Annotated in this window: 11 protein-coding genes and 1 pseudogene; 2 read left to right on the top strand and 10 right to left on the bottom strand. The window is 44.3% G+C overall.

The window, feature by feature from the left end; genetic code table 11:
* Positions 1-59: 59 nt before the first annotated feature.
* The 5 genes and pseudogenes from KW850_RS08170 to KW850_RS33220 form a co-directional block, all read right to left on the bottom strand.
* Complete coding sequence (locus KW850_RS08170; RefSeq protein WP_218347062.1) at positions 60-1514, bottom strand: alpha-amylase; 1455 nt, start codon at positions 1512-1514, stop codon at positions 60-62.
* Between the two features lie 36 nt (positions 1515-1550).
* Positions 1551-3050, bottom strand: coding sequence for a cardiolipin synthase (cls, locus tag KW850_RS08165; protein ID WP_218347061.1), 1500 nt, complete (start codon positions 3048-3050; stop codon positions 1551-1553).
* A gap of 190 nt (positions 3051-3240) precedes the next feature.
* Entirely contained in the window at positions 3241-4062 is an 822-nt protein-coding gene (locus tag KW850_RS08160; RefSeq protein ID WP_218347107.1) for a CheR family methyltransferase, read from the bottom strand.
* Positions 4063-4112: 50 nt separating this feature from the next.
* Positions 4113-6056, bottom strand: a complete 1944-nt coding sequence (locus KW850_RS08155) for a hybrid sensor histidine kinase/response regulator (protein ID WP_256358147.1) — start codon at positions 6054-6056, stop codon at positions 4113-4115.
* A 312-nt stretch (positions 6057-6368) separates the two neighbouring features.
* Positions 6369-6788 (bottom strand): annotated as a pseudogene (locus KW850_RS33220) (CHASE3 domain-containing protein); the annotation flags it as partial.
* A gap of 321 nt (positions 6789-7109) precedes the next feature.
* Here KW850_RS33220 and KW850_RS08150 point away from each other — a divergent pair.
* Positions 7110-7568 (top strand): Dps family protein, encoded by a 459-nt coding sequence (locus tag KW850_RS08150; protein WP_218347060.1) that lies wholly within the window; start codon positions 7110-7112, stop codon positions 7566-7568.
* 48 nt (positions 7569-7616) lie between these two features.
* On the opposite strand, the gene KW850_RS08145 is transcribed toward KW850_RS08150, so the two are convergent.
* The 4 genes from KW850_RS08145 to KW850_RS08130 form a co-directional block, all read right to left on the bottom strand.
* The gene (locus tag KW850_RS08145) at positions 7617-8759 is read right to left on the bottom strand and encodes a PP2C family protein-serine/threonine phosphatase (RefSeq protein WP_218347105.1); all 1143 of its coding nucleotides are present in this window, start codon (positions 8757-8759) and stop codon (positions 7617-7619) included.
* A gap of 135 nt (positions 8760-8894) precedes the next feature.
* Positions 8895-9689, bottom strand: coding sequence for an RNA polymerase sigma factor SigB (sigB, locus tag KW850_RS08140; protein WP_218347059.1), 795 nt, complete (start codon positions 9687-9689; stop codon positions 8895-8897).
* The gene (gene rsbW / locus KW850_RS08135) at positions 9655-10137 is read right to left on the bottom strand and encodes an anti-sigma B factor RsbW (protein ID WP_218347058.1); all 483 of its coding nucleotides are present in this window, start codon (positions 10135-10137) and stop codon (positions 9655-9657) included. The genes sigB and rsbW overlap by 35 nt, the downstream gene beginning before the upstream one ends.
* A complete protein-coding gene (locus KW850_RS08130) occupies positions 10134-10466 on the bottom strand; it encodes an STAS domain-containing protein (protein ID WP_218347057.1) in 333 nt (110 codons plus the stop codon). The genes rsbW and KW850_RS08130 overlap by 4 nt, the downstream gene beginning before the upstream one ends.
* Positions 10467-10761: 295 nt before the next feature.
* Between KW850_RS08130 and KW850_RS08125 the strand changes: the two genes are divergently transcribed.
* Positions 10762-10926 (top strand): hypothetical protein, encoded by a 165-nt coding sequence (locus KW850_RS08125; RefSeq protein ID WP_218347056.1) that lies wholly within the window; start codon positions 10762-10764, stop codon positions 10924-10926.
* Positions 10927-11008: 82 nt separating this feature from the next.
* On the opposite strand, the gene KW850_RS08120 is transcribed toward KW850_RS08125, so the two are convergent.
* Positions 11009-11953, bottom strand: a complete 945-nt coding sequence (locus tag KW850_RS08120) for a magnesium transporter CorA family protein (RefSeq protein ID WP_218347055.1) — start codon at positions 11951-11953, stop codon at positions 11009-11011.
* Between the last annotated feature and the right edge of the window lie 26 nt (positions 11954-11979).

Raw genomic sequence — 11979 nt, 5'->3', positions numbered from 1 at the left:
GATATTCATTACAATTGGTTCAATCAAAGGTAAGAGGATTTTATCTAAAATCCTCTTTTCTATTCAGGTTGAGCCCACACCGAGACGCTGCCGCCGTTAACTAGGAACGTTGCCCAGCCATCCTCTTCAATTGGAATGTTCTCGTCTCTCGTTCCTGTAAGGTCCAGCCACACTTCCCCTGCCCGGTCTTTCCCGACATACATCCTTTTTTCACCCTCGTCACAGTTGGAAATGAGGATGGCGCAGCCTGAACGCTCCAATTCCTCAAGACCAAAACGAACCCATCCAATCAAATTCGGTTCATCGAAATAATCCTCTTGTTCTCCATAGGCTTTTTGGTCACGCGCATAAAGGAGCGGATCCATCGCCTCTTTTTTGCCTTCGATTGGTTCTTCTCCCCCAATCCCAAAATAATCTCCGTAAAATACACAGGGATGACCTTGTTGGCGCAGTAAGATCAAGGCATACGCACTTTGCTTAAACCAATCCTCCACCCATGATTCAAGGGATTCGTTTGGCTGGGTATCGTGATTGTCAACAAACGTAACCGCCTGTTCTGGATACAAATTCACTAAAGTATCATCGAAAATCGTCGTCAGGTCAAAATCAGCTCCCGCTTTCGATGCTTCGTGTAATTTATAATGAAGGGGAACATCAAATAAATTCATGTTCAGATCGACATTTTCCAAGTAGGTTTGATAGGCTTCGATTTCCGTTTTCCAAAACTCTCCGACCATATAAAAATTTTCTCCTTGCTGCTGCCTTACTTTTTCAACAAAATGTTTTATAAACGTATAATCAATATGTTTAATCGCGTCTAACCGGTACCCGTCACATTGTAATGTTTCAGCAAGCCAGTTCCCCCAACGGATTCCCTCTGCTTGAACGTCTGGATGAGTGTAGTCAATATTCGCAAACATTAAATAGTCGTAATTGCCAAATCCATCATCGACATGATCGTTCCAGGCCTTCCCATCTCCAACAAAACGAAATATCCCCGTTTTCTCCGTTTTTGCGTCGTAATCGATTCCGTTAAAATGTTCATAGCGCCACTGGAAAGAAGAATACGTATTCTTTCGGTTTGGGAAGGTGAATTTCGTCCACCCCTCAATCTTGAACGGCTCAGAAATTTCCTCCGTGCGATTCTCCGCATCTACTTCGATTACTTGAAATTCTTGTGTCTCATCTGCCCCAGCTTTATGATTCATCACGATATCTATATAGACATGAATACCATATTCATGACAGGCTGAAATGGCATCCTGTAATTCTTGCTTCGTTCCATATTTCGTGCGGATGGTCCCTTTTTGATCGAATTCACCAAGATCATACAGATCATATACACCATAGCCTGTATCTTCATCTGATTGCCCTTTTGTTACGGGAGGAATCCACACCGAAGTGATTCCTTTCTTTCCGAGTTCGGACGCAAAGTCTTTCAGATGGTTCCAGTGGGTGCCATCGGTTTCCATATGCCATTCAAAAAATTGCATCATTGTCTGATTTCGTTCCATGTTTGTTTTCCCCTTTTTGCTTCTATTTTGGAAAATTTACAATACCCCTGAAAATAGCCGGGCGAAGGATTCTTTTACTTTTTCAGCCATAGCCCGTTTGTAAAATTTCACGGGGCGAATTCGCACGCAATCCACTAAGTCTTCTTCATAATGGGCCACTAGGTCTTCAATGGAGTCTGTCCCGATTAAAAATAAATTCACTTCGAAGTTGAGACGGAAGCTGCGCATATCCATATTCGCCGTCCCAATCGTGGCCAGGTCTCCATCGACAATCAGCACTTTTTTATGAAGGAACCCTTTTTGATAGGCATAAATTTCAATCCCGCAGCGGAGCAGTTCCGGTAAATACGATCGTGACGCATATTGGGTGAGAAACCCATCATTCGTTTCAGGGAGCATGATCCGGATCTGAACCCCTTTTTGCGCGGCAATCCTGAGGGCGGTTCGTATCGCAGGATTGGGGACGAAGTACGGTGAGGCAATCCAAATCGATTTGGTCGCACACGAGATCATTGCATAATAGTGATCACTCATCCGTTCCGTTTCGGGACCCGTGGCCACAACATGAACCAGCCCATCGCCGGCTGCAGGGACTGGTTTCATATAGCGTTCATCCAGCACCAGCCTTTCCCCACTCACATAGCGCCAATCTAATAGAAAAACGGCATGCAGTGTCTGCACGGCTTCTCCTTTCAGAAGCACATGGGTATCACACCAAAATCCGAAATTCTTGTCTTCCCCAAGGTATTCGACGCCAATGTTGAGGCCGCCGACAAATCCGATCGTTCCATCAATGACAATGATTTTACGATGATTTCGAAAGTTAAACTTTTGATTATAGAGGCCGCTTTTTAGTGGTAAAAAGGGATGGACGAGGATTCCCGCCTCCTTCATTCTTTTAAGAGCTGTTCCCGAAAGGGTCATACTGCCCATCGCATCATACATCAAGCGCACCTCTACGCCTGCTTGAGCTTTATCGATTAAGATGTCGATCAGCTCATTTCCTAAACGGTCATCTCGGAAAATATAGTATTCCAGGTGGATAAATTGGGTCGCTTTGTGAAGTACTCGTTTGATTTCGCGGAACGTTTCCTCGCCATTTTTTAAAATTTTCGTCACTGTATTGGTATTGGTAGGTGTGAAGGTCGACTGGTCCAAATAGTGGGTAAAATGATGCTGGTGGTGATTAAGCTGTGAAAAATCAACCCTCTGACTTTTCCGGCTCATGTTTTCAAATACCTTCCGATCCTCAATCCGCTTACTTTTAAACAAACACCCTTTTAAAAATAACTGACCGGAATAGACATAGATGATGTAGCCGAGGACTGGTAAAAACACTAGAATAAACATCCATAACAGCGTATTTTGTGCCGTTCGATTTTCAAGCATTAACGAAAATAACGTGATCAAAATGATTCCTGCGTAAAGCGCGAAGGCTAACACTTTGATCAGGTACGGAATATCTGTAAAAACCACTAAATAGGCTAGCAGCAGCAAAATCATCACAAAGATAAATTCCATTCTCCGTGTTTTCATATCGTCGTCCTCCCCCCAAAAAATTTATCGTATGAGATACCCTTTTGGGGTAATACCCTGTTGAGAAGAAAGGTAAACCTGTTTTTAACGGGCGAACCCGCGAAAAGGGAGTGAATTTCACAAAAATCAGCGCTAACTATTAACAAAGCCAAAAAAAAGCGCCTGCCCCCCAATCCCGGGGAACAGGCACTTACGCTTTTCGGTAGATTCGTTCATTTGGATGAAATTCTACATACTGCTTGCCCTTTGGCAGAAACAGAATCGATTCTTTACTGCCGAGGCCAAGGAATCCTCCTTCAGCCAAGCTGTCGTAAAATAAGCCATGCACTTTCTGCTGCAAATCGTTGTCAAAATAAATCATTACATTGCGGCATAGAATCACATGGAACTCATTAAACGAGCTGTCGGCGACTAAATTATGCTGGGCGAAGGTAAGGTTCTTTTCCAACATCGGTGAGAAATAAGCAAATTGATGATCGGTCGTATAGTATTCGGAAAAGGCCTTTTTTCCGCCTGCTTTTAAATAATTTTTCGTATACTGCTGCATTTTCTTGAGTGGAAAGGCTCCTTTTTGCGCTGCCGCAAGGGCCTTTTCATTGATATCCGTTGCATAGATGCTAGTCTTTTCTGCCAGCCCTTCCTCCTGGATGAGAATGGCCATCGAATAGACCTCTTCACCTGTCGCGCAGCCAGCATGCCAAATTCGAATCTCGGGAAGATCTTTTAGTAAAGGTACGACCTGGTTCCGAAAGGCGGCAAAGAAACTGGGATCGCGGTACATTTCCGTCATCCTGATCGATAAATCATTCAATAACCGCTCCAAATACCCTTGCTCGTGCAGCACTTTTTCCAATAGCGCGGTAACTGTCGGGAGCATCTCCGACTTCATGCGATTTAGGATCCTTCTGGTTAAGGACGCACGAACATAGCCCCTGAAGTCATAGCCGTACATTTGATATAAGCCCTCGAGCAGCAAATTGATTTCGATTTGCTGCAATTCCGTAGGCGCCATTGCATCTGTTTCTGTGATGAGATTCGATTTTGTCGGGTTCGTCGAATTGTTCAATCTGGATCCACCTGCTCCGTCAGCCACACCCGCATCAACGAGAAGAGTTGATCGATATTTAGCGGCTTCATGATATAATCAGAGGCTCCTGCTTCCATACACTTGTCACGTTCGCCTTTCATGGCTTTCGCGGTCAGCGCAATAATCGGCAGACTTTCCAGCTGCAGGTCGTGACGAATCGCCTTCATGGCCTCATAGCCACCCATTACCGGCATCATGATATCCATAAAAATCAGGTCATAATCGGCTTGCTCTTGTAAAATTTCTAACGCCCGCTTCCCGTTTTCCGCTATTTGAACAAGGATTCCCTTTTTCTCAAGGGCCGTAACAAGCGCGTACACATTCCGGCCATCGTCCTCGACAAGAAGCACTTTCTTTCCTTTAAACAACTGTTCATCTGAACTTTCTGTTTCTGTTCCTTCGACTGGAGGAGATTCTGCTTCTTCTCTATATTCCTGTTCCTCCGTCAGCTCACTTGCACTTGCGGCCACTTCCTCCAGGGCCAGTACATCGATCAGCTCTTGAGAGACAGGCTCAAGCCGGCTCGGTATATATAAGGTAAACGTGCTTCCCTTACCTGGCTTACTTTCCACTTCAATGGCGCCGCCAAGCAAACGGGTAAATTCGCGGCAAATCGATAACCCGAGACCAGTCCCGCCGTATTGCCTGTTAGTGGTACCATCCACCTGTTGGAAAGCCTCGAAAATGATTTGCTGCTTATCGCGTGGAATGCCGATTCCGGTATCCGTAACAGAGATCGAGAGGACAGAAGCATCTGCATGGAGGTCCGGTAAATCCGCCACTTTTTCAGGATGCGCAAGTTCAATTCCGACAGTGACGCCGCCCTGATCCGTAAATTTGAAGGCATTCGATAGGAGATTCTTCAAAATTTGCTGCAATCTTTGTCCGTCAGTCGAAATAACCGGAGGGACATCCGGTTGTGTGACGATTTCAAACGTCAAATTCTTTTTCGCCGCCACAGGGTCGAATATATTCTTTATTGTCTGTGGTATTTCTGTGACGTTGACTTCATCGGTCAGAATTTCTATTTTACCCGCTTCGATTTTCGATAAATCGAGGATATCATCAATCAACCGGAGCAAATCACCGCCGGCGGTATAAACAACCCTTGCGTATTCTTCCACTTCTGACATGTCCAACTCATTATTATTCTCCATTAGCATTTGCGACAGAATGAGAATACTGTTCAATGGTGTGCGGAGCTCATGCGACATGTTGGCAAGAAAATCCGTTTTGTATTGGGAACTCATTTTTAGCTGCAGTGAATAGTCTTCTAGTTCATCCTTCGCCTTTTTAAGATCTAGAGCTCGTTGTTCGGCAAATTGCTTCTGTTGCTCCAAAAATCCATTGGCCACTTGCAGCTGTTCTTGCTGCATTTGCAATTCTTCCGATTGGGCTTGGAGTTCCTCTGATTGTGCCTGCAGCTCTTCTGTTAAAATTTGCGATTCCCCGAGCAGCCTTTCTACTTCCATCCTGCCGTTCACATTGGTAATCGCCGAACCGAACTTGTCTTGAAGCAGATCAATTAAGGTTAGGTGCTGGGAGAGAAACGGCTGAAGTGCAGCCAGCTCAATGACAGCTTCTACCCTGCCATCAACGAGGATGGGAGCAATTAATAGATTTCGCGGTGAGGAAGCGCCCAAGCCAGAGGTTACTTTGAAATGTTCTTCTGGCAGCTGTTCAGTCAGAAAAATTCGTTGATCAATGACTGCTTGGCCGATTAGTCCCTCGCCGACGCGAAAGCTCGTTGCGGCTGAATCCTCATTAGAAAGCGCATAGCCTGCCGCTTTGACGTAAAAAATTTCACCCGCTTCCTTTTTGCGCAGATAGACCACGCCGAAAGAAGCCTGCAGTAAAGGAGCCAGTTTTGTAATAAACGCCTGTGCTAATGCAGTTACATCGGTTATCCCCTGATACAACGTTGAGATATCGGCTATGCTTTTCTGGACCCAACTGTGTTTCTCGAGACTGCTGAGCAGATTGTTCATCGCCTCCGCCAGTTCTTGGGTTTCATCACGCGTATTGACTTTCAAGCGTGTGGCGAGGTCTACATTTGAATCGGAATCGGTTATTCCTTTAATCATTCTGACAACCTGATTAATCGTTCGAACGATCGAATTCGACTGAAGCAGGGCGGCCATGCTCGTGATCACGGTCACCAATCCGATCAATCCGTACAACGTCATTTTTAAATTGTCATTCTTCTCCTTGAGTTGATTGACCCGTCCATCCATTAATTTCTTTTCACTGGCCAGAAATGAATCAAACAGCGTGCGGAGCTGATCGGACACTTTCTTTCCTGTATTTTTCTTAAAATGCTCGTCTAAAGCAGCTTGGTTATTCGCTTTTTTAGCATTGATGACATACTCGCCGGAATTGGTCATCCAGCTCATTATCAGCGGTTTAATCTCCTCCAAACTTCGCTGTTGCCTGCTGTTATCCGCGAGCAAGGCATGAAGTTTATTGTAGTTATCCAGCCAACTTCGACTCGCTAGATTATACGGTTCAAGATAATCCTCATTCCCCGTGATCGCGTACCCTCTCATCCCGGTTTCCATGTATAGGAAATTTTTCTGGATTTGGTTGGTCAGATCGTGTACCTCAATATCATGTGCGGCGATGTAATCGATCTCTGTCTGCAAATCTGACATTCTATTAATCACGATAAGCAACGATAGCACCAAACAAATCAAGATGGTGAAATAGCCTGTAATGATTTTAGCGCGAATGTTATAATTCAAGCCTTTTATGGTAACCGCCTCCTGGTATCGTTGGTCTATTAAAATATCCTTATTCTACCATACCCCCCTGCGTGTATCATCCATTTGAATTGGAAAATCATGATTAGAGCACTTATCCTTGATATCCGTTTTGATCTTTTTTAAAACTTCTCTTTAAAAAATGTTTCAACTGATGAAGGCCCGGGTATGGAATAGATATCAACACTATTCCAATTAACGGAGGTAATGATTATGCCAAAAGTAAAAGAAAAAAACGTTCCTGTAACCGAGAATCTGAACACCCAGGTTGCCAATTTCTCAGTGCTTTATATGAAACTGCATCACTACCACTGGTATGTTAAAGGCGAAAATTTCTTCACCCTGCATCCTAAATTTGAAGAATTGTATAAAGAAGCGGCACTGCATCTCGATACGATTGCTGAACGAATGCTGTCATTAGGGGCGCTGCCAACGGCCACACTTAAGCAGCAATTACAAATGTCTTCAATTAAGGAAGCGGCGGGCGACGAAAACGCCGCGGGGATGATCAAAACACTGGCTGCTGATTTTAGCATCGTCTGCACCGAACTAACAGACGGAATCAGCCTGGCCGAGGACCATGATGATCAACCGACTGCCGATCTGTTCATCGCGATTCGCACTTCCCTTGAAAAGCACAAATGGATGCTCGAAGCTTATCTGGCAGAATAAATTTATTGAAACAGGGTGTCAGCTTTTAGAGCTGGCACCCTAGTATTTTTAAGCCGTTGTCGAAATCATCACCAAGCACATGTCGTCCTTTGGGGCATTATCGAGCTCCAGACTTGGCTGCAGCTGTTGCATTAGTGAAGCGGGATTGTCCATGTCTTTATTCTGTAAGGTACTGGTGAGCTTAGAGATCGCATCCTCATACTCCTCCTCGAGTCCTTCCGAGAGACCATCTGTAAAGAGGAGCATCCGCGCGCCTTGCTTGTAAGGAAGGACGCCTTTCGTCACTTCGATTGTTTCAAAAAAACCAAGGGCGCAGCACCCTTCCGTCAGGAGCCTCACTTCTTCATCCACCATAGCGATCCCCGCCGGATGCCCGGCATTGACGTACTCGATCGTTTGCTTTTCTGTGTCGAGCACCAGGTAAATGGCCGTAAAATAATAGTTGATTAGATGATCGGGCATTTGCAGCTGATACATGCGCCGATTGAGTTCTTTCATGACCAGCTCTGGATCAGACATGCCCGTAATCGTATCTTTTAACGCCGAATATATGTACATACAGACGAGTGAGGACGAAATTCCGTGCCCCATCATATCGAGTAAAATCACGCCATAACGATGTTTGCTGATTGGGTACCAGGCATACAAGTCACCTGCAAGCTCAAATGAAGGCTTGTAGATTGCCGAAATCGTTACATCCTCTTCCTTAATCGGGTCACTAAGGATACTTACTTGGACTTGCTTAGCCAAATCTAACTCATATTGAAGCCGCTTATCTCTTTCCTTCCGTAAGTCCTTCTCACGTTTTAAGCGAAGGACAGAACGAATTCGAGCCAGCAATTCTACCTTATTAATGGGCTTCAGGACATAATCGAGGGCCCCCGCATCCATCGCCTCGGCCATCTTATTGGAATCTCCCATCGCGGTAACGAAGATGATAGGCAGGTCGGCATACCGCTCATCTTTAAGAATCGTCCGGCACGCTTCCATTCCATCAATTTCCGGCATCATCAAGTCCATGAGGATTAAATCTACTGGGACTTCCTCCTGGTTCGGCTCCTCAAGATGCAAATATTGATATAATTCCTTGGCAGATGACATCAAATCCAACCGATTATAGCCAGCCATCCGCAGGATTTTCTCGATGATCATCAGGTTTGTTTGATTATCGTCAACAACCGCAATTCTCATGGCCATGGCCATCTCCCCCTTTAAAAGCGTCTGTTTTAGCCGACGGATTACTTTCATTTTCTCGGTCGAAACATTCTTTTAAAAATATGCCTGACCCTAGTATGGACGCGTCCGGGTCAGGCACAGTTTATTTATTCAAGCATCGTTTATCCCTTGATAGGCATCACATGCAAGTGCTTTCCGTAACTTTTCAATCGCATTTCTTTGAAGACGAGAAACATGCATCTGTGAAATCCCTAAAAGCTCACCGGTTTCCCTCTGACTTTGATTCGCCACAAACGTAAAATGAATAATTTCCTTCTCTCGTTCTGATAGAACATGCATCGCACTCTCGAGCAAAAGCTTTTGATCCACTTTTTCAAAGCCCTCATCCTCGGATCCGACAATGTCTAAGGTCGTCGACGTGCTGCCATCCGAACCCGTTTCAATCGTTTGATCCACAGATGCCGCTTGATAACTTTTCCCCATTTCCATCGCTTCCAATACTTCCTCTTCGGAGATGTCCATATAATCGGCGATTTCCTGGATTTTCGGCGATCGCTGATATTGGGTGGTCAGCTCGTCCACCACGGTTTTAATCTTCGGCCATAAATCTTTGATTCGTCTCGGGACATGAACGCTCCACGTTTTATCCCTGAGGAACCGCTTGATTTCCCCAATAACGGTTGGAATTAAATACGACTCGAACGGATTTCCCAAGCCTGGATCAAATCTTCGGATCGAGGCCAATAAGCCAATCATAGCAACTTGCATGATGTCCTCATGAAAATATTTTCCCTTTGAATATTTTCGCGCCAGACTCCCGACCAGGGCTGTGTAATGTTCGACTAATATCGTTTGCGCCATTCCGGACTCGTTCTGCTGAACCTCTAAAATGAGGGCATCGATTTCTTCCTTAGTTCGTTTCACGGGTTGTGATGCTTGTGTCATGATTTTCACGCTCCCCGCCTAGATACTTCACCATGAAGACCGTTACTCCGGAGTGATTCGAGACACTCACTTCATCCATCAGCGTTTCAATTAAATACAGACCTAACCCTCCTTCTGACAGCTGCTCCACTGTACTTGCTTCAGTATAGGGACCTAATTCGTTCTTTGTCTGGGTAAAATTAAAGCTCTTTCCACTGTCCGCTACCATCATTTCTAACTTGTCCGGATAAATTCCAAATCCGACAATTACTTCGCCGCCTTCATCCTTAGGGTAAGCATGGTGAACGGCGTTTGTACAAGCTTCACTTATCGCGATTTTAATATCCTCGATTTCCTCATATGTAAACCCCATGCGGCTGGCAATGCCCGATAGCGTCAAGCGAATCACCCCCACATACTCGGGTTTGGCAGGAATTTTCATTTCAATATAATCCATCACTTGGTTCATTGTCTCCCCTCCTCTGGCGTTGAAGAGATATTCATAACATTACATAATCCCGTAATTTGAAATAGTCGTTGGAGTCGTTCCGATAAGTTAATTAACTTTAATTCGCCGTCATTTTCCTTTAGCTGTTTAAATAAACCTACAAACACACCAAGACCGGTACTATCTAAATAGGTCACATCCTGGAGATTAACGGTGATCACCTTATTTCCCGCTTCCGCAAGTGACAATAATTCTTCTCGAAGCTGCGGCGCCGTATAGGCATCGATTTCCCCTGCCACAAGCACCACGACTACCTCATCACGCTGCTGTTTATCTATCGTTATATTCATATCCTCATCACCCCTGAAAGATTTACCATGTACATACCCTTATTTTCAAAACCCAAACCTTTATTTTAAAAAAAGTTTTATTTATTTTGTCTAAATGTTGATTGCAGCTCCTTTCACTCCAATCAACATTCACCTATACCAAAGCCTTTAAAAATAATTCACCTATTCTCAATAGTATACCAAAATATTCAAATTATCGGACGAATCCACCAATCTACCTAAGCAAACCTAATAGGTTTCATTCTTAAAAAATGGGGTATTACAAGATTACGACGATCATAAAGGAGAGGTTCAAATGGATACGAAAAAACATGAGTTACACGAGAAGGTTAAGAGAGCAAACAATGGCTCGATGGCCCAAAATTTAGAGGAAATCAAGAAGCTCGGTAAGGAAATGGAGGAGGCCAAAACCGGTACCCAGCTCAAGAAGGAAAAGCAAACCCCCGATCCACAGCAATAAAAGAAGATCCTCGCAGCGGCCCTTTCACAGGGTCGTTATTTTTATGCAAAAAGGCTTGCACCATTCTGGGCAAGCCGCTTCATTATTTAAAATAAGAATCCTTCTGTTTCCCTGTCAATAGATCGCCCGTCCAGCCTTTGAATCTTAAAAAGCCATACAGCAGGAGTGTCGCGATGATGATCAGAATAATCGAAAGAAGATAGCCGTAGCGCCACTCGAGTTCCGGCATATGCTTGAAGTTCATTCCCCATAGGGCCCCAAATGCCATGATCGGGGTAAAAATAATCGTGATTACCGTTAAGGTTTTCATAATTTCGTTGCCACGATGGGAGGAGATGACCTCTTCTAAATTAATAATTGAATCCAGTTCATGTTCGTATTCGTTGAGCAACGCGGTCATTCGTTCAATCCGTTTGACTAAGAGAGTAAACATCTCGACCCTGCTCACTTCTTGCAGGTCGACCTCCTCGATCCCTATTTTTAGCTCATTGATGGGTATCAACAGGCTTTTCCAAATTAATAGTTCATGCCTGCGCATATAAATTTTTTCGAGGATATTCGTTCCATTCTTTTTGCGGATACTCCAAATGAGTGTTTTTAACGCCTCTTCAAATCGATCAATTTCAACTAACATTTCATTCATCAGTTCCCCCAGCAAAATAAAGAAGCCCTCGACTGCGTTCTCAGTCTTGTTCATTTGCTTATACAGCTGTTCGGGATGGATATGTTTAAAGTTCGGAAAATGTAGATCGACCGTAATCAGTTGATCCTCCGTTACATAAAAATGAAAGATTTGATAGTCCTTTGCCTCTTCAAAATTTTGCTTATAAATGAGAGAGCCCGTCACCACTTTAACGCCAGAATCAAGGATTTTGATCCTTAAGGAATTGGTTTTCTTTTGCAGCACTCGTTCCAGCCAAAGGTTACATCTGGAATGATCCTGTTCGAACATTGGTTTATTACTATCATCCTCATTCTCCTTAAACTGGTACCATTTCCACCTGTTTTCACCGATACATTTTTCCATAGGATCTCCTTTCAGAAAGTTTTTTT

The organism is Bacillus sp. sid0103 (genome assembly GCF_019219025.1).
Note: the sequence above shows the minus strand (reverse complement) of the source record. Positions and strands in the feature narration are given on the sequence as shown.

Coding starts and splice junctions, on each gene's coding strand:
- rsbW (WP_218347058.1), bottom strand. CDS start 10,137: ATGAACCAAGTGATGGATTATATTGAAATGAAAATTCCTGCCAAACCC.
- cls (WP_218347061.1), bottom strand. CDS start 3,050: ATGAAAACACGGAGAATGGAATTTATCTTTGTGATGATTTTGCTGCTG.
- KW850_RS08160 (WP_218347107.1), bottom strand. CDS start 4,062: ATGGCGCCTACGGAATTGCAGCAAATCGAAATCAATTTGCTGCTCGAG.
- KW850_RS08170 (WP_218347062.1), bottom strand. CDS start 1,514: ATGGAACGAAATCAGACAATGATGCAATTTTTTGAATGGCATATGGAA.
- KW850_RS08120 (WP_218347055.1), bottom strand. CDS start 11,953: ATGGAAAAATGTATCGGTGAAAACAGGTGGAAATGGTACCAGTTTAAG.
- sigB (WP_218347059.1), bottom strand. CDS start 9,689: ATGACACAAGCATCACAACCCGTGAAACGAACTAAGGAAGAAATCGAT.
- KW850_RS08145 (WP_218347105.1), bottom strand. CDS start 8,759: ATGAGAATTGCGGTTGTTGACGATAATCAAACAAACCTGATGATCATC.
- KW850_RS08125 (WP_218347056.1), top strand. CDS start 10,762: ATGGATACGAAAAAACATGAGTTACACGAGAAGGTTAAGAGAGCAAAC.
- KW850_RS08130 (WP_218347057.1), bottom strand. CDS start 10,466: ATGAATATAACGATAGATAAACAGCAGCGTGATGAGGTAGTCGTGGTG.
- KW850_RS08150 (WP_218347060.1), top strand. CDS start 7,110: ATGCCAAAAGTAAAAGAAAAAAACGTTCCTGTAACCGAGAATCTGAAC.